Consider the following 15,793-nt stretch of genomic DNA (forward strand, 5'->3'; position numbering starts at 1 on the left):
AAATCAAAATCTTTTTATCTGTCTCAACGCCTCATAAACCACTATAGCTACCGAATTTGATAAATTTAAAGATCTAACTGGCCCAAACATGGGTATAGTTATTGAATTCTCCCAATATTTATTGACAATATCCTCTGGAATTCCTTCATCTTCAGATCCGAATATCAGATAATCTCCTTCTCTATACTCTACTTCAGTATAAAATTTATAGGCAGGAAATTCAACCAAGAAAAACCTTCCCTTTTTATTCTTCTCATAAAAATCTTCCCAACTCTTGTAAGTTTCGTAATCAAGATAACTCCAGTAATCAAGACCTGCCCTTTTTAAATATTTATCTGTCAAGGAAAACCCAAGCTTACCAACTAAATGAAGCTTAGAATTAGTTGCCACACATAACCTTCCAATATTACCAGTATTATAAGGAATCTGTGGTTCTATAAGTACTACATGGAGATTATGCTTCATTAACCTTTGAGAAGTTCCTCTACTATCTTTCTTATCCTTTCCCCTTCAGCCAATCCCTTTAACCCAGACATTGCTTCTTTCATAACCTTTCCCATATCTTTGATATTAGTAGCTCCAACTTTCTCTATTATTTCCTTAATCTTTATCCTTAATTCCTCATCTGAGAGCTCTGCTAGTACATATTCTTCTAAAATCTTTAATTCCTTCTCTTCTTTTTCAGCAAGGTCAAGCCTCCCACCCTGCTTATACATTTCAATAGCTTCTCTTCTTTTTTTAAGCTCCTTCTTAATTACCTCTAACACTTCTCCATCATCTAATTCTTTACCCTTTTCTCTTAACTCAATTTCTCTATATTTAATTGCAGATCTTAAAGTACTTAAAACTTCTGCCCTAAAATTATCTTTGTTTTTTAGAGCAGTCATATAATCTTTCGTGATCTTTTCATAGAGCATTATTTTAATCCTCCTTCTCCAGTATTTCTATAATTTTAATCCAACCTCTTTTTGTATTTTCAGGGTTGTAACCACCACCGCCAAGTATCAATAGTTTTCCATTACACACCATATTTGAAAGATCTATTACTTCTTTTATAAATCTCCCATAACCTTCCACACTGTAATTTAAATGGGTAATTGGATCACCTGAAAGTCCATCTACTCCAGCTTGTAGAATTACAAAATCAACTTTAATTTCCCAAGCAAAATTTTTAATCTCTTCTAAAGCAAGTAAAAGCTCATCATCAGAAGCTCCAGGAAGCAAAGGAATATTCAACTTAGTACCAAAAGCATTCCCTTTTCCTCTCTCATTTCTTTTTCCTGTACCTGGATAGAGAAATCTACCATCCTCATGGACATCTGCAATGTATAGATGAGGATCCTCCACGTACTCGTAAAAAACCCCATCCCCATGATGGGCATCAATATCTATATAAAGAATATCTTGAATGTTATAATTTCTTCTCAAATACTCAATACCCACTCCAATATCATTGAATATACAAAAACCCGCAGCAGTATTTCTTCTTGCATGATGCAAACCTGCCATAGGTACAAAAACTCTTTTATATTTTCCATCCATTATGAGATCTATACCTTTTAAGGAAGAACCTACTACATAAGAGGCTGCCTCATAACAACCTAAAAAGGCAGGTGTATCTCCATAATCCAAATAACCCTCTCCTGTCTTTGATTTCTCAATCACAAAATCTACATATTCTTTTGTTTGAAAAAGCAGTAAATCATCATAGGAACTTATTTGGGGAGTTTCTCTTTTTATAAAAGTATCTCTTCTTTCTAATTCTTCCTTAAAAGATTCCAATCTTCTTCTATTCATAGGATGAGGTTCTGGAAAGGAATAGAGTAAAGATTCTTCTCCCCAGATAAAACTACTCTCTGTATTCTTCAATTTCTACCCCCCTTTTAGAAATATATTCTCTAAATTCCTCCTTTAAAGATATAGGTACCTTTACTTCCAAAACCACATCTTCACCAAAATTCTCATCTATCTCACAGGAAAAATTTTTAATAAGTTCCCTCTTTATATTAGGGAAATCTTTATATGTAGCCTTAATTCTATAGTTGACAGTAACTATCTTTTCTACAATTTTAGCCTTTTCTATGGTTTTCTCCATTGTAAAATGGTAAGCATCAATAAGTCCTCTTACACCCAATTTAATCCCACCAAAATATCTCACCACAATACCTATTATATTATATAAATCTTTTTCTCTTAAGGCATTCAATATAGGAATTCCTGCTGTACCAGTAGGTTCTCCACCATCAGAAAAGTACTCATCTCCCGTTACCTTCCTATAAGCATAACAATAATGGGTAGCATTTTTGTAGTTTTCTTTCACCTCTTTTAATATATCAGAGGGATTTGTTTCCAACGGTTTTATTATGCCTATGAAAAGAGATCTTTGAATTTTTACTTCAAAGGTTTCTTCATTTTCAATTGTTAGATATTTTTCTACAAAACTCATTCGCTTCCAAGTATTATCTCCAAATCCCTTATCTTTTCATTTCTTATAACCTTGAATATAACCTTACTGTTTGGCGGTGTATGACTCAAAAATCTATGTAAATCATCAATATTGTTTATTAATTCATTACCAGCCATAATTATTATATCACCACTTAATAAATTTCCCTTTTGAGCAGGGCTTGATGGAGCTACTCTTATAATATATACTCCACCTTCTTGCTTCAAATTTAACATATCCCTGAATTTTCTTGGGATTATTACACTTTGACCTATAATACCAAGATAACTTCTTCTTATCCTACCCTCCGTTATAAGAAGACTAGCTACCCATTTTGCTGTATTGATAGGAATAGCAAAACATATTCCTTGAGCACCCTGTATTATTGCTGTATTCACTCCTATAACTTTTCCATATATATCCACTAATGGCCCTCCAGAACTTCCAGGATTAAGGGCTGCATCTGTTTGGATAATATTTTCCATAAGATGCCCACTATAACTTCTTAATGATCTCCCTAAAGCACTTATTACCCCACTGGTAACACTATGCCCAAATCCTAAGGGATTACCTATGGCAAGAACAATCTGTCCTACCTTTAAAGCATCAGAATCCCCCAATTCCAAATAAGGAAGATCTTTTTCGGGGATCTTAAGCACTGAAAGATCTGTTTGAGGATCTTCTCCCACAAGCTCTGCATTATATGATCTTCTATCCGAAAGAGTTATCTGAATTTTTGTGGCTTGACGAGTAACATGGCTATTAGTAAGGATATATCCATTAGAAGTAAAGATAAAACCAGAGGCAAAGCCTTTAATCTCTTGAGGGCCAAAAAAGAATGGGATAAAAGTACTTTGACTTAGATCAATATTAACAACAGCAGGACTTACCTTTTCTACTACCCTTACCAAAGCATTAGAGTATGCTTCTAAAAATTTTTCATAGTCTTCCATCTTTTGAACCCCCTAAAATCCAATGATAAATCTTCCCTATACTTTTCTCTAAAACATCAAAATGATCTGTCTCCTGAAGTATTACAAAAGTAATGTTATTCCTTTTATATTTTTCTGCTATTTCAAATAATTCTTCCCTATTATAAAATTCATCCCTATCTCCCACCACCACAAGGGTAGGAACATACAGAGTTTCCCATATCTTTTTAACAGAATCTGGAAAGGCAGATTTAAAAAAGGCTAAAGAGTAATTATTAACTAAAAGTTTATCCTCCACACCCTCAGGAAGATCCCATGAAATAATCCTAAAATGAGGGAATAAAAAAGATAAGAATTGAAATATCTTGGTAGTATTCTTTATTTTCAAAATATTATTACTATTAGTAGAGATCTTTTCTACTGGTAATCCACCAGATATTAGAATCAAACCTGCAGGATTTAAATTATACTCCATAAAGTATTTTAGGGTCAAAGCTGCTCCCATACTATGGCCACCCAGGTAAACTGGTAAACCGGGATTTTCTATTCTTACAATCTCATAAAATCTATACATATCTTCTGAAAGAGATTTAAAATCAGGGGAATCTCCTCTTCTTCCTTCCGACCTTCCATGCCCTCTTATATCAGGAAGATAAACCTTTATCCCTAAATCAGCCAAGGCTTTTGCAAAAGGAAGGTAATACTTACCATAAACAGAAATACCATGAATAAATATCAAAGTTGCCTCTGAATTATCCGTTTTTACTATTCTATATGCAATAGAAGTGCCATCATAGGATTTAAAATATAATACATCATCATCCATATTTTTTATTCTTTTAGCAAACTCTTGAAAATCTAAAGACAAACCACAACAAAAAAAAACTAATAAAAGGAATAATAAAATACCAAGTAATTTAGTCCTCATACAGTAACTTTTCCTTATCCTCAACGATCTCTTGATTCTTTATTAGACTCACAATTTTGTTAACATATTTCCTTTTATCCCCAAGAAGAATAGCTCCAACAAGCTTATCATCCTTAAATATTAGTTTTCTATAAAAACCTTCTTTATTTTTATTAACCTTTATTTCATAACCTTCTCCTTCTGGATTAATCTCTCCAATAGAAGTAAAATCTATTCCTGTAACTTTCAAGGAATTAAGAGGAATAGTGCCTTTATATTCTACTTTTCTTCCCATTATATTTTCTACAGCTACCCTGGCTTGCTCCAAACATGCTGGAATAATGCCATAAATTTTTCCTTGATGTTCTACACAGTCGCCCACAGCAAAAATTCCTTCCACACTTGTCTCCATATAGTCATTTACAACTATTCCTTTATTTACAACTATTCCCGAATTTTTTGCAAATTCCACATTGGGTATAATACCAGCAGAAATTATAAGTAGATCCCCATTTATTATTCTGCCATCTTCTAATTCAATCCCTACAAATTTTCCATCATTTTCTAATACTTTCTTTGCCTTTACTCCAAGATAAAAGTTAAAACCAAATTTAGATTGAATAATATTTTGAAGTACTTTACTACCTTCATCATCAAGCTGTCTGGGTAAAAGTCTTGGGAAAAACTCTAATCCAATAATTCTTAGACCTCTTTGATATAAAGCCCTTCCTGTCTCCAGCCCTAAAAAGCCACAACCTAAAAGTATTGCTGCTTCTTTTCTCTTCATATAGGAAAGAATATTTAAGGCATCATCTAATGTTCTAAGAGTAAAAACACCCTCTACATTTATGTTTTCAAGAGGAGGTATTTGAGGTCCTGCTCCTGAAGCAATAAGTAGTTTATCATAATTGTATTTTCCTTTATTCGTTTCAACTTCTTTTTTAGCAATATCTATTCTTAATACTTTCTCCCCCAATATTACATTAATCTTTTTACTTTTGTACCAGTCGTCAGTATAAAAGAAAATTTCCTCTTTTTTAATATTTCCTGCTAAAAATTCTATAAGTTGTGGCCTTGCATAATAGGGATATTTTTCTTCAGAAATAACAATTACTTCAGATTCTTTATCCCTTTCTCTTATTAATTCTGCTGAAGTTATTCCTGAAACCCCGTTACCAATAATAAAATATTTCATATACTATAACTTAAATATACTATAACTTATACTGGTTTGAACATACTTTTATCCGCACCACAAACAGGACATACCCAATCATCTGGAATCTCTTCAAAAGGTGTTCCTGGTGGAATATTTCCATCAGGGTCTCCTTCCTCTGGATCATAAATGTACCCACATACTACACATCTATATTTTGTCATAAACTTAACCCCCTTATTAAAATTTATTTTCAGTTTTAAATTATATCAAAAAACTACAAGTATTTCTATTAAAAACTTGGTAACAAGGTAAATCCCTCAGGTCTACCCATAAGTTCCAATCCTTTTGTAGGAAAAGCCTTAAGATATATGCTAAATTGGAAACTTTGAGTAGCAAAATAATATGTAGCTTTCATATTAAAACAGTGAAGATCCTTCTCTAAGGAGAGAGAATAAAAGGTATTCCCTAAGTTAGGTAGATAATAACCTAAAAGACTAAGTTTAACAGCATAATGCCAATCTCCGGTTATATTAATTCCTACCTTATAATCCACCCTCTTAATTACGTTAGCATTTAAATCATATAGACTACCAAAAGAAAAATAAAAGTTTGGATTCTGAAAACTACCTTGGATAAAAAGAGGCGTGAATGTTTGAGTATTCCAAAGATAAGACGTCTTAGCAGAAAAGGTTGCTGTTTTTCCCATTTTTAGCATTCCTAAAATAGATAAAGATGTGGGTGTATTATTGATAAAATTATAGCCTTGCTGTAAGGATATATTTATATTGGGATTTCCAATAGTAGCTTGGGCACTTATATTGTTAATATTCGTTAAATAATCGAAATAGAAAGGAGTATTTCCAGAATCTCCAGTTGCAATATCTTTTCCTATCCATTGAAAATTATAATTTAGAGTTCCTGAAATTAAAGATGAAAGTCTATAGCTATAACTTATATTTCCAAATAAAAGATAACGTGCATCTTGAGTACCATAGAACTCCTGCTTAAATCCAAGACTGGAAGAGATATTTCCTGTAGAAAATGATAACTTGGGAGATAAAGTTAAAGAAAATCCCATTTTCCATGTATTGATAGTAAAAGGAATACCTGGCTCAATATAATTTCCAAAAAGTAATTCCAGCCTTGATGGAATACTTGCAAGAGATAATTTTCTACTATAATAAAATTCTGGTACCTTCTTTAATAATAAATCTGTAGTATTAGTCCATCTTTCATTGGCATATATATAAAATCTTTGAAAAGTATCATTGTAATCAAGGTTAATATTTCCCTGCAAATCCTCTTGTCTACCTCCTAAAGTATAAGAAAGATTGTTATATCTTATATTGGACTGCAATTTTAGATTTTTGTTGAAATTGATAGTAGTATCAATATTTACCTTTTTATTGTTAAGGTTAGGATTAGTATTCCAAGTACCAAGTATGTTAGTTCTTAATATTCCAGAGGTATAGGTTAAATTAACTGAGTTTTGCAAGGAATAATTACCAGAGTAAGGATAAGAAAAATATATAGAATTAAAATTTAAGGAAAGAGAAGAAAGAGCGTATTTACCAGTAATATTAAGTCTTAATTCATCGATATTGAGATTATAATTATAAAGGTAGTGGGCCTCTATATTTCCAGAAAGATTTGGAAAACTATATTTTTGAGATAGAGAGAATTTAAACCCTTGATTTTGAGATATAAGGAAAGTAAGAACACCAGGAATTCCCCAAAGATTATATGTAAAAGGATATGTAAGATATAATCCAAGAGTAGAATCATAACCGATCTGAGGAAATGGAGACTGCTCCTTGGTGAGAGAAATCACATAATAGGGAACATAAAAAATTGGTAGATAAAAAGCAGGACATGGAAATCTCAAAAAGAAAATCACATTAATAAAAACTATCCTATCATTAGGATAATATTCAATTTGAGATGCAGAAAGGAAATAATGAGGGTTTTCATAAGAACAAGTAGTAAAAGCACCTTTCTTAAGGGATATATCTCCCTTCTTCCATATTAAATCTTCCCCTTTTATATACACCTTTTCCTGAGATTCAAGTACCTTATATTTTAATTTCACATTTTTTATATTAGCTTTCTCTTCCTTATAAAAGTACTCTATACTTTCTGCCCAAAACTCTCCCTCTCTATCTTTAAAATAAACATTACCTTCTGCTATAAATAAGGCTTCTTTTATACTACCCTCTAATCTGTCTGACTTTATTAATAAATCTTTTCCGGAAAACTCCACATTACCTTCCGCCTTAAAAAATTGGGTTTCCCAATTAAAAGATATTTTTTCTGCCTTTATTTTCCAAGGGGTCTCAGCAAAAGCTATATGTAGGATAAAATATAGTATTATCGTAATAAAAACTAATCTTTTTACCATTTTCTTATCTTCCATATAAATACTCCCAAACTGATACTTCCTAAGGTAATATTAGGTAACCATGCAGAGATAAAAGGAGAAAAAATAGCATGCTCTCCTAAGGATCGAGCGATAATATTGAAACCATAATAAAAGAAGGCAATAATAATACTAAAGGCAGTTCCCCAAAGTCTTCCTCCCCTTCCTGTAATAAGGATTACACTAAATCCAAGGAGAGCAAATATAGGTAATGCAACACTTTGAGAGACTCTTAGATAATCCTCTACAAGATAAGATCTGGCAGATATTCCCGATTTTCTACAAACTTCAATCCTTTTCTTAAGTTCATTAGTAGGCATCTCTTGAGGAGTTCTATCTCTATAAAAGATTAACATAAAATCTTGAGGAAGATTTATCTTAAATTCCTCAAAATTTCCCTCCCATGCTACAAAGGAATCCTCTCCTAAATAATGTACTATGCCACTTTTTAATATAAGTGAATCTCTATCCCAAATAGCCTCCTTTGCAGTGTAAATAACAGGAAATTTATCGGAATTTGAGGTATCAAATACAAGTACATCTTCCATTTTATTACTCTTTTCTATTATTTTTTTAACGTAATAATATCTTCCCTCTTCATCATGAAAAAAAACATTTTCATCCTTTACAGGAGCAGGATTTAAAAAAAAGTATTTTTGAATCAATTTATTAGCACGAAAATTAGATTCTGGAATAAGAGAATAAGTAAAAAACCAAAGAATTATGGAAAGTAATAGGGAAAACAAAAGGGGTACAATTGTCAGAGAATAAAAATAAATTCCACTACATCTCATGGCAAATATTTCGCCATCTCTCATAAGCCTTCCAAAGGAAAAAATTATAGCGAAAAGAAGAGACACAGGAATTACAAATACCAACAATGATGGAATCTTATAGTAAAGAAGTTTCAATACAACTTCTAAACTGACCCTTCTTAAAATAATAAAATCAGAAAACTCATAAAGTATTTGGATTAGCATTACTAGTATAAATCCAAATATTCCCAAGAAGAAGGGGCCCAATAATTCACTTAATACATACTTGTGATAAGTTTTTATTCTTGTCATTCTTTTACGTAAAAGGTAGTATCTATATTGCCTTCTGCCTCAACTCTCTTATCCTTTACATATACTATAAGCTTTTTACAATTTATTTCATTCTTATCACTATCCAACATCTTTACATTATCTAAAAAGGTATAAACCTCTTTATCAATATCAAAGTCTGCACTACTTGCAGTTACTATAAGATCTTCTCTCTCTATTCTTACGCTTCCAGTTAAACTTCCTGTTTTATTCTTTAAAGAGTAAACTATTCCCTGAGAAAAAAGTTTTGTAATTTCTATTTTCTCTCCACTTTTTCTCTGCAAAACTACATTTACATTTTTCTTTAACTCCAAGATCTCCTTTTTAAGATCTACCTTTAAATCCTCCCCAACAATTGATAACTCTTTTTGTGTAATACTTACTTTTCCTGGAGCTTCCACAATACTGGTATCTTGATTATAAAGTATTATTGTGCTTGTAATCTTTGTCTCATCCTCTTGTCCAGGTTTATATATAACAGTAACATTTCCCTCTGCTCGAGTCACCTTTTTTCCAAAATCATATGATATTTTCTGGGCAGAAATCTTAATAGGAGTTTTAGTTTGTGAAAAACCAATTACTATGATTAACACAAAGATTAAAAAAAATCCAATTATCTTTTTCATGTTTTTCCTCCCCTCTTAATATAATACTTCTATCATTACATTACCTTCAAAATCAGCTTTTCCTTCCTTAGAATCAAATCTAAAAATATCTGCCTCGGCCTTAAACTCTCCTTTCTTCTCAAATCTTACCCTTCCCATTGTACTAACAAATTCCCCTGTATCAAAATACCATACCCCTTCTCTTGCCTCACCCACATAACCATCTTCAGTTTCAAAATATAATCTATCTGGTATTTTCATTATCTTTTTATTCCTATCTACTTCTGCCTTTTCTGTTTTTATATACAAAGACAATTTATTATCTCTATATACCTTACCATCTATATTCCCCTCAAAGAGAAATTTTCTATAACTTAAATCAATACTTAAATTATCAGCTGAGATCTCCCAACTCAAATTTCCCTTATCTCTACCCTTCAAATGTACCTTTTTTGCATAAATACCAGGCTTCTCATAATTAGAAGATACTTCTTCTTTTTGTGGAGGAAAAAGATAGTAACTTCCTCCCCAAGCGATAAGAACCACCAATATCAATACACTAAAGAAAATTGTCCGTCTCATTCTTTAATCAATTTTATCAAAAGAAATATTAAAAATCCCAAAAATATAGGCATATCCCCCCAAAAAGTATAAAGAGAAAAGCTCCCTTTTGGAACTTCTCCATAAATAGCAACTTTTTCCCCTTCTTTTGTTTCTTTTATAATCCTACCATAAGGATCAGCGAAAAATGTAATCCCCGTATTTGCTACCTGAACTATAGGCCTCCTATTTTCTACTCCTCTAAGAAGAGATTGATTCTTATGCTGATAGACTGCTGGTGTCCCTTGAAACCAGCCATCATTAGTTATAACCACAATTATATCACTATGTCTTTGAGAAAGTATTCTTGATGGATCTGAGAATAAAGATTCAAAACATATAAGTACACCTATTTTCTTCCCATCAATAGATAAAGAATAAAAACCATGACCACTACTATAATTTCCAATAAGTCCTTTAAAATACTCTGGAATTACATAATTGAAAGGAAAGGGGACTTCCTCAACAAAAGGTACAAGTTGTACCTTCCTATGCATCTCATATCTTCCATCCTTTGTTATGAGATATGCAGAATTATAAATATTTCTTCCCTTCATCTCCAAGGATCCTAAAAGAAGATTAGTATTTTTAAACTCTGCAAGCTCTCTCAACTCCTTGAGATATATGGGAGAATGATTTAAATAGCAAAAAAGTACACTCTCTGCCCATACCACCAAATCCAAATTATCAGGAAGATTTAATGTTAGATCTTTATGAACCTGGAATTGATCATAAATATTGGTATAAAAATATTTGGAAAAGCTATCATAACTTCCTTGTACCGCTCCCACATTCATAAATGAATTGTAATCCCCTCTGCCTATAAAAATTCCTACAATAAATAGAGAGATAAAAACCAAAATAAAAGAAATCTTTCTCTTAAAATCCAATTCCCTAAATCTTGCTATTAAAGTATTTACTAAAACGACTAAAAAAACTAAACCTAATTCGCCAAATATACTTGCCCATTGAAGAAGAGGATAAATATGAACTAAAGGCTCCCCAAATGATCCCCAATTAAAGGCAAGAGGTCCATGGGATCTTATCCATTGTATAAATACCATAAAAAAGGCTGGAAAAAATATAGAATTCTCTTTTCTTTTTACACCCCAAAGAAAAATTCCATAGTATAGAGAAAGATAAATAATAAGAAGAAGATACACAAATATAGAGAGACTTATACTTGTAAAATGAGATACTAAGCTTGGTATCCAATAAAAGTTAACACTATTATAGCCAATTCCATATAAAAAACCTAAGATAAAAGCTTTCTTTTGAGTAATTTCTGGAAGAAGAGAAAAAAGAGGTATAAGGGTAAAAAAGATAAGAAATGAGAAATTAAAGGGAGGAAAGGAAAGAATATAAAAGAGTATAGATATAAAAAGATATACAAAAATTCTGAACTTGTTTACTCTAACCATACTTTTATATAACTTACTTGATCAGAAAAATATTCATCATATAATATTTTTCCACTGATAGGATTGATTAAATCTATATCTATATCTTCCTGTGGAACACTCCATAGAGGATCAGCTAAACGTTGCATATATGATGGGCTTCCTAATATTTTGTATAAATATACCTTCATATAAAGCTTACTTAGAGATCCTCCAAAAACAATCAATGGAATTTGAAAAATCAAAGTAGTTTTATCCTCTGAAATCTCACCTTTAAGTTGAGCATGTACCAAAGAAAATAGCTGAAGGGTTGACAGATCTCCATTTTTCCCCCACTTGAAGTTAACTGTATTTACTTCTACATCACACCAAATAAAGTATTGCCATGTGTTTCTATCATCACTTACATATCCATCCTTATTAAATGGTATGATAAGGGCATAGTAATTACTATCATCATATAAAATTATAGAATTGTAAAATTCTATCTGTATATTTAAAAATCCCTTTGGTCTTATAGTAACAGTACGTGCGCATCCTGATAAGAATAACAACATAATAAATAGAAGAACAAAAATCCTTTTCATAAATGCTACTTTCTCCTCTTTATATAGAATATACTTCCCTCTCCCTCTTTACTCTTCACCTCTATCTCAAGACTTGCCAAATCTGAGAGCTTTTTGGCAAGAAAAAGGCCAAGTCCGTATCCCTTACTACTTCTTGACTTGTCCAATTTATAAAATCTTTCAAAAATCTTAGAAATCTCTTCTTCAGGAATACCTTTTCCATAATCTCTTACGAAAAATTTACCATCATTATAACCTATATCAATTATTTTTTTATCAAGAGAATTTTTAATTCCATTCTCAATAAAAATTCCCAGAATAATTTCAAGAACCTTTTTAGGAAAAACCACCTCTTCCTTTCTATCAAAAACTATATTAAATTCATATTCCGGATAAACTCTGGAGTATTTTTCTCTGATCTCCTCAAGGAATTCTTCCCCAGAAAATCTATCCAAACTTATATTTTCTGAGACCCTTGCAGTTTCTAAAAGTGCCTCCACCATATTTACCATATCTTGAGTTGTTTCCTCTAATATATTTAATGACTCCTCAAGAATTTTTTTATCTTCTTTTCCCCACCTTTTTAACATTTTTATATACCCCAGAATAGAAGTAAGAGGAGTCTTCAATTCATGAGAAACATCCGAAGAAAATTCTTCCTCTCGTTTATAAACCCTTTCTATTCTTTCAAGCATCATATTCAATGTATTCACAAGCTCCCAAAGTTCATCCTTTGTTTTTGTAAACTTTATCCTATCTTGCCTTCTTATATCCACATTCTTTGCTTCTTTTATTATTCTCCTTATGGGAGATAAAAACCTATTGGACATGAAATAACCAATAGCCATAGAGGGAATTATGGAAAGCAAAGCAAAAAGTATGAAATTTCTTTTTAATCTATCAAGGGCATATATGGTAGATGTAATATCCTTACCAATAAGATATTCATCCCTTTTCACTATGAGTACATAGTATCCATCATTAGTTCTATAAATACCTTCTTCTTCCACTTTACCTAAACTAAAAGGATCTTGGATCACCATTCCATCTTGGGCAATATAATAGGAAGAAATTCTTCCCATTCCTCTTCCAATCATAAATCCTCTTCCATAGGAAAAGCCAAAAAAACTTTTATAGAGATCTTTTTTATGCTCATCCATAATGGTATTTTTAGAATTCTCATAAAAAATTAACGAAAAAAGAGACATAAAAATTACTATTACAAAAGTATAAGTTAGAGTGATCTTCCAAGCTATTTTCATATTAATCTTCCCTAAAGGAATATCCAATTCCTCTTATGGTTTTTATATATTTACCTTTATCCCCCAATTTCTTTCTAAGATAATTTATGTATACCTCTACTAAATTTTTTCTCTCATCATCATAATCTCCCCATACATATGACAAAATCCTATCCTTAGAAAGAACTATCCCAGCATTTCTCATTAAAAGATACAGAAGAGAAAATTCAGTCTTAGATAATTCAATCTCTTTTTCATCAACTAAAACTCTATACTCTAATGGGAAGATTGAAATACCATATTTTTCAATTATTTCTTTCTTCTTTTCCTTTCTCCTGGAGACAGCCTGTATTCTTGCTAAAAGCTCTTCTATACTAAAAGGTTTCACCACATAATCATCCACCCCCAAATTAAAAGACTCAACCTTATCCTTTACTTCGTGAAGAGCGGTAAGCATTATAATACCCATATCAGGATATTTATCCCTCAATCTTTTTGCCACTTCTTTTCCAGATATTACAGGCAACATTATATCAAGAATTACCACATCTGGCTTAAATTCTTCTGCTTCTATTAGGGCATCATAACCATCAAAGACTACCTTTACCTCATGTCCTTCATGAGTAAGCTCAAGGTTTAACAGATTTGCTATTTTCTTATCATCCTCTACAACAAGAATACGCATAGTTTAAGTATATCACAAAAATCTGATATAATTAGAAAATTATGGATATAAGTGTGATTATGCCAACATATAATAGAAAAAATCTATTAGAGATCACTCTTCCTCAAATTCTTAATCAAGATTTTGAAGGGGAATATGAGGTTATCATCTCTGATGATGGGTCTTCTGATAATACTAGTGAGCTGCTCAATAACTTTCAAAAAATGTATCCTAACTTGAAATATATAAAGAGTAAGGAAAGAAAAGGACCAGCTCATGCAAGAAATATGGCACTTAATATCTCTCAAGGTAAGCTTATAGCATTTATAGATAGTGATATATATGTTAAGAAGGATTTTCTTAAAAATCACTATTATATCCAAAAAGAAAATAACTTTAATATAATAGTACAAGGACCTGTGATAACCACATATAACTGGAAAGAACCGTGGGCAGAAAAATTCAAGTTAAGAGATATTTCATCCGCCTTTTTTGCTACGGGAAATGTAAGTGTTTCAAAAAAGCTTATATCTATCACGGGATTTTTTGATGAAAATTTTACCTTTTATGGTTGGGAGGATTTAGAATTAGGGATAAGACTTAAGAAACTGGGAGTAAAACTGGTAAAATCAGAAAAAGTTATTGTTTGGCATCTTAGTATTCCCCCTGATCTTACTAATTTACCCTATTTATTAAATAAAGAGAGAGAAAGGGCAAGATCAGCTATTTATTTTTACAATAAACATCCTACTTTAGAAGTTAAGATGATGATACAGATGGGGAGAATTTATAAAATAGGAAACTTTATTCAAAGATTCTTTGGATTAATAAATGAAAAGAATATAGAAAAGTGGTTTAATTTTGCAGAAAAGAAAGGATACCATACATTATCCCAAATTTTCCTTTCAGGAGTATTGAATAAGGTCTATTTAGAAGAATTGGACAAAATTTCCTCATAAACTGCTTTTGTCCCTTTAGCCATCTTTGTAGAAGTAAATTCATTAATGAATTTTTCATATCCATTTTGAGCTAACTCATATCTTAGATTTTTCTTCTCAATAAGAGTTACAATTGAATAAGATCCCATCAATACCATCACTTATAACCTCTTGGTATTTTGTCTTTGTTAATCGAGCAGTAGTCCCTATAATAAACCCATCCACCTTAATAGGTAAATTTTTCCCTTCAGCACTTTCTGAGATTCCATTATGAATAACCACGACTATATCAGCCCACCTATTAAAAAAACAGAAAGAGAATAGTTAAGAGAAGAGAATATTGAATTTCCCTATAAGGTATATTGTTTCTTTCTAACATTGGTATTCCTTTTCCCCGAGTAGCTGTTACAAAAAATTCAAATTCATTCCTTAAAGCTTTAATAAGCTCCATTACATGGGTTTCTGTAAGTGACCACATAGTACCATCAAAAAACTGATGCCCCATATTTCTTGTAAACCCACTCAGAATAGCCCAATAGAGATAATCTATATCTCTTAAATATGCCTTTATCCCTCGATAAAAAAAATTGAAAGACAAGCAAAGAAAAAGACATAAAACCTAATACACCAGTTTCTGCAAGAAGGTTCAATGGAAGATTATGAGCAAAAGATATGTTACTTCAACCGTTCAAGGTAATCTATAACAAGGGTATAACTTACTAAAAGCATCTTCCATACAGACTTCCATATATAGATTCTTTGTTTTTTTGAATCTGAATATGGATCAACTCTTGTCAAAAAAAGAAAAACAAATTGTCCTTACTATACTCATAT

Annotated in this window: 20 protein-coding genes; 1 reads left to right on the forward strand and 19 read right to left on the reverse strand. The window is 31.5% G+C overall.

Going from position 1 to position 15,793, the window contains the following annotated elements:
* Positions 1 to 3 precede the first annotated feature (3 nt).
* From ACY3JO_RS00865 to ACY3JO_RS00940, 16 genes are all read right to left on the reverse strand, one after another.
* On the reverse strand, positions 4 to 465 hold the full coding sequence (locus ACY3JO_RS00865; RefSeq protein ID WP_463084933.1) for a tRNA (cytidine(34)-2'-O)-methyltransferase: 462 nt from the start codon (positions 463 to 465) through the stop codon (positions 4 to 6).
* On the reverse strand, positions 465 to 917 hold the full coding sequence (locus ACY3JO_RS00870) for a GatB/YqeY domain-containing protein (protein ID WP_463084934.1): 453 nt from the start codon (positions 915 to 917) through the stop codon (positions 465 to 467). The genes ACY3JO_RS00865 and ACY3JO_RS00870 overlap by 1 nt, the downstream gene beginning before the upstream one ends.
* A 4-nt stretch (positions 918 to 921) precedes the next feature.
* Positions 922 to 1,869, reverse strand: coding sequence for an acetoin utilization protein AcuC (locus ACY3JO_RS00875; RefSeq protein ID WP_463084935.1), 948 nt, complete (start codon positions 1,867 to 1,869; stop codon positions 922 to 924).
* Positions 1,850 to 2,446 (reverse strand): IMPACT family protein, encoded by a 597-nt coding sequence (locus ACY3JO_RS00880; RefSeq protein WP_463084936.1) that lies wholly within the window; start codon positions 2,444 to 2,446, stop codon positions 1,850 to 1,852. The genes ACY3JO_RS00875 and ACY3JO_RS00880 overlap by 20 nt, the downstream gene beginning before the upstream one ends.
* Complete coding sequence (locus ACY3JO_RS00885) at positions 2,443 to 3,399, reverse strand: S1C family serine protease (protein ID WP_463084937.1); 957 nt, start codon at positions 3,397 to 3,399, stop codon at positions 2,443 to 2,445. The genes ACY3JO_RS00880 and ACY3JO_RS00885 overlap by 4 nt, the downstream gene beginning before the upstream one ends.
* A complete protein-coding gene (locus ACY3JO_RS00890; RefSeq protein WP_463084938.1) occupies positions 3,386 to 4,306 on the reverse strand; it encodes an alpha/beta hydrolase in 921 nt (306 codons plus the stop codon). The genes ACY3JO_RS00885 and ACY3JO_RS00890 overlap by 14 nt, the downstream gene beginning before the upstream one ends.
* Complete coding sequence (locus ACY3JO_RS00895; protein ID WP_463084939.1) at positions 4,296 to 5,480, reverse strand: NAD(P)/FAD-dependent oxidoreductase; 1,185 nt, start codon at positions 5,478 to 5,480, stop codon at positions 4,296 to 4,298. Before ACY3JO_RS00895 ends, ACY3JO_RS00890 begins: the two co-directional genes overlap by 11 nt.
* A gap of 26 nt (positions 5,481 to 5,506) precedes the next feature.
* Positions 5,507 to 5,665: a rubredoxin gene (gene rd, locus ACY3JO_RS00900; protein ID WP_463084940.1), complete on the reverse strand. Its 159-nt coding sequence runs from the start codon at positions 5,663 to 5,665 to the stop codon at positions 5,507 to 5,509.
* A gap of 68 nt (positions 5,666 to 5,733) precedes the next feature.
* Positions 5,734 to 7,857, reverse strand: a complete 2,124-nt coding sequence (locus tag ACY3JO_RS00905) for an LPS-assembly protein LptD (protein WP_463084941.1) — start codon at positions 7,855 to 7,857, stop codon at positions 5,734 to 5,736.
* Entirely contained in the window at positions 7,836 to 8,927 is a 1,092-nt protein-coding gene (locus tag ACY3JO_RS00910) for an LptF/LptG family permease (RefSeq protein ID WP_463084942.1), read from the reverse strand. Before ACY3JO_RS00910 ends, ACY3JO_RS00905 begins: the two co-directional genes overlap by 22 nt.
* Positions 8,924 to 9,571 (reverse strand): LPS export ABC transporter periplasmic protein LptC, encoded by a 648-nt coding sequence (lptC, locus tag ACY3JO_RS00915; RefSeq protein WP_463084943.1) that lies wholly within the window; start codon positions 9,569 to 9,571, stop codon positions 8,924 to 8,926. The genes ACY3JO_RS00910 and lptC (ACY3JO_RS00915) overlap by 4 nt, the downstream gene beginning before the upstream one ends.
* A 15-nt stretch (positions 9,572 to 9,586) precedes the next feature.
* Positions 9,587 to 10,132 (reverse strand): LPS export ABC transporter periplasmic protein LptC, encoded by a 546-nt coding sequence (gene lptC, locus ACY3JO_RS00920; RefSeq protein ID WP_463084944.1) that lies wholly within the window; start codon positions 10,130 to 10,132, stop codon positions 9,587 to 9,589.
* Positions 10,129 to 11,571 carry an apolipoprotein N-acyltransferase gene (gene lnt, locus ACY3JO_RS00925; RefSeq protein ID WP_463084945.1) on the reverse strand — a complete coding sequence of 481 codons (1,443 nt, stop codon included), beginning with the start codon at positions 11,569 to 11,571 and terminating at the stop codon, positions 10,129 to 10,131. Before lnt ends, lptC (ACY3JO_RS00920) begins: the two co-directional genes overlap by 4 nt.
* The gene (locus ACY3JO_RS00930; protein WP_463084946.1) at positions 11,559 to 12,137 is read right to left on the reverse strand and encodes a hypothetical protein; all 579 of its coding nucleotides are present in this window, start codon (positions 12,135 to 12,137) and stop codon (positions 11,559 to 11,561) included. The genes lnt and ACY3JO_RS00930 overlap by 13 nt, the downstream gene beginning before the upstream one ends.
* A gap of 5 nt (positions 12,138 to 12,142) precedes the next feature.
* On the reverse strand, positions 12,143 to 13,378 hold the full coding sequence (locus ACY3JO_RS00935; protein ID WP_463084947.1) for a HAMP domain-containing sensor histidine kinase: 1,236 nt from the start codon (positions 13,376 to 13,378) through the stop codon (positions 12,143 to 12,145).
* Between the two features lies 1 nt (position 13,379).
* Entirely contained in the window at positions 13,380 to 14,042 is a 663-nt protein-coding gene (locus tag ACY3JO_RS00940) for a response regulator transcription factor (protein WP_463084948.1), read from the reverse strand.
* 41 nt (positions 14,043 to 14,083) lie between these two features.
* Between ACY3JO_RS00940 and ACY3JO_RS00945 the strand changes: the two genes are divergently transcribed.
* Positions 14,084 to 14,980, forward strand: coding sequence for a glycosyltransferase family 2 protein (locus ACY3JO_RS00945; RefSeq protein ID WP_463084949.1), 897 nt, complete (start codon positions 14,084 to 14,086; stop codon positions 14,978 to 14,980).
* Here the strand turns inward: ACY3JO_RS00945 and ACY3JO_RS00950 are convergent.
* Genes ACY3JO_RS00950 through ACY3JO_RS00960 form a run of 3 tightly spaced genes read right to left on the reverse strand, consistent with a single transcriptional unit; the run spans position 14,947 to position 15,464 of the window.
* Positions 14,947 to 15,120: a glycosyltransferase gene (locus ACY3JO_RS00950; protein ID WP_463084950.1), complete on the reverse strand. Its 174-nt coding sequence runs from the start codon at positions 15,118 to 15,120 to the stop codon at positions 14,947 to 14,949. The two genes, ACY3JO_RS00945 and ACY3JO_RS00950, sit on opposite strands and share 34 nt — an antisense overlap.
* Positions 15,077 to 15,241, reverse strand: a complete 165-nt coding sequence (locus ACY3JO_RS00955; RefSeq protein WP_463084951.1) for a hypothetical protein — start codon at positions 15,239 to 15,241, stop codon at positions 15,077 to 15,079. Before ACY3JO_RS00955 ends, ACY3JO_RS00950 begins: the two co-directional genes overlap by 44 nt.
* A 19-nt stretch (positions 15,242 to 15,260) precedes the next feature.
* Complete coding sequence (locus ACY3JO_RS00960) at positions 15,261 to 15,464, reverse strand: hypothetical protein (protein WP_463084952.1); 204 nt, start codon at positions 15,462 to 15,464, stop codon at positions 15,261 to 15,263.
* Positions 15,465 to 15,793 lie beyond the last annotated feature (329 nt).

This window comes from Dictyoglomus sp. LHC4, from assembly GCF_055181355.1.

Excerpts from the sequence above, each read along its gene's own strand:
- ACY3JO_RS00960 (WP_463084952.1), bottom strand. The coding sequence starts at position 15,464 with ATGGGGCATCAGTTTTTTGATGGTACTATGTGGTCACTTACAGAAACC.
- ACY3JO_RS00930 (WP_463084946.1), bottom strand. The coding sequence starts at position 12,137 with ATGAAAAGGATTTTTGTTCTTCTATTTATTATGTTGTTATTCTTATCA.
- rd (WP_463084940.1), bottom strand. The coding sequence starts at position 5,665 with ATGACAAAATATAGATGTGTAGTATGTGGGTACATTTATGATCCAGAG.
- ACY3JO_RS00870 (WP_463084934.1), bottom strand. The coding sequence starts at position 917 with ATGCTCTATGAAAAGATCACGAAAGATTATATGACTGCTCTAAAAAAC.
- ACY3JO_RS00865 (WP_463084933.1), bottom strand. The coding sequence starts at position 465 with ATGAAGCATAATCTCCATGTAGTACTTATAGAACCACAGATTCCTTAT.
- ACY3JO_RS00945 (WP_463084949.1), top strand. The coding sequence starts at position 14,084 with ATGGATATAAGTGTGATTATGCCAACATATAATAGAAAAAATCTATTA.
- ACY3JO_RS00890 (WP_463084938.1), bottom strand. The coding sequence starts at position 4,306 with ATGAGGACTAAATTACTTGGTATTTTATTATTCCTTTTATTAGTTTTT.
- lptC (WP_463084944.1), bottom strand. The coding sequence starts at position 10,132 with ATGAGACGGACAATTTTCTTTAGTGTATTGATATTGGTGGTTCTTATC.
- ACY3JO_RS00940 (WP_463084948.1), bottom strand. The coding sequence starts at position 14,042 with ATGCGTATTCTTGTTGTAGAGGATGATAAGAAAATAGCAAATCTGTTA.
- ACY3JO_RS00910 (WP_463084942.1), bottom strand. The coding sequence starts at position 8,927 with ATGACAAGAATAAAAACTTATCACAAGTATGTATTAAGTGAATTATTG.
- ACY3JO_RS00885 (WP_463084937.1), bottom strand. The coding sequence starts at position 3,399 with ATGGAAGACTATGAAAAATTTTTAGAAGCATACTCTAATGCTTTGGTA.
- lptC (WP_463084943.1), bottom strand. The coding sequence starts at position 9,571 with ATGAAAAAGATAATTGGATTTTTTTTAATCTTTGTGTTAATCATAGTA.
- ACY3JO_RS00905 (WP_463084941.1), bottom strand. The coding sequence starts at position 7,857 with ATGGAAGATAAGAAAATGGTAAAAAGATTAGTTTTTATTACGATAATA.
- ACY3JO_RS00880 (WP_463084936.1), bottom strand. The coding sequence starts at position 2,446 with ATGAGTTTTGTAGAAAAATATCTAACAATTGAAAATGAAGAAACCTTT.
- ACY3JO_RS00935 (WP_463084947.1), bottom strand. The coding sequence starts at position 13,378 with ATGAAAATAGCTTGGAAGATCACTCTAACTTATACTTTTGTAATAGTA.
- ACY3JO_RS00895 (WP_463084939.1), bottom strand. The coding sequence starts at position 5,480 with ATGAAATATTTTATTATTGGTAACGGGGTTTCAGGAATAACTTCAGCA.
- lnt (WP_463084945.1), bottom strand. The coding sequence starts at position 11,571 with ATGGTTAGAGTAAACAAGTTCAGAATTTTTGTATATCTTTTTATATCT.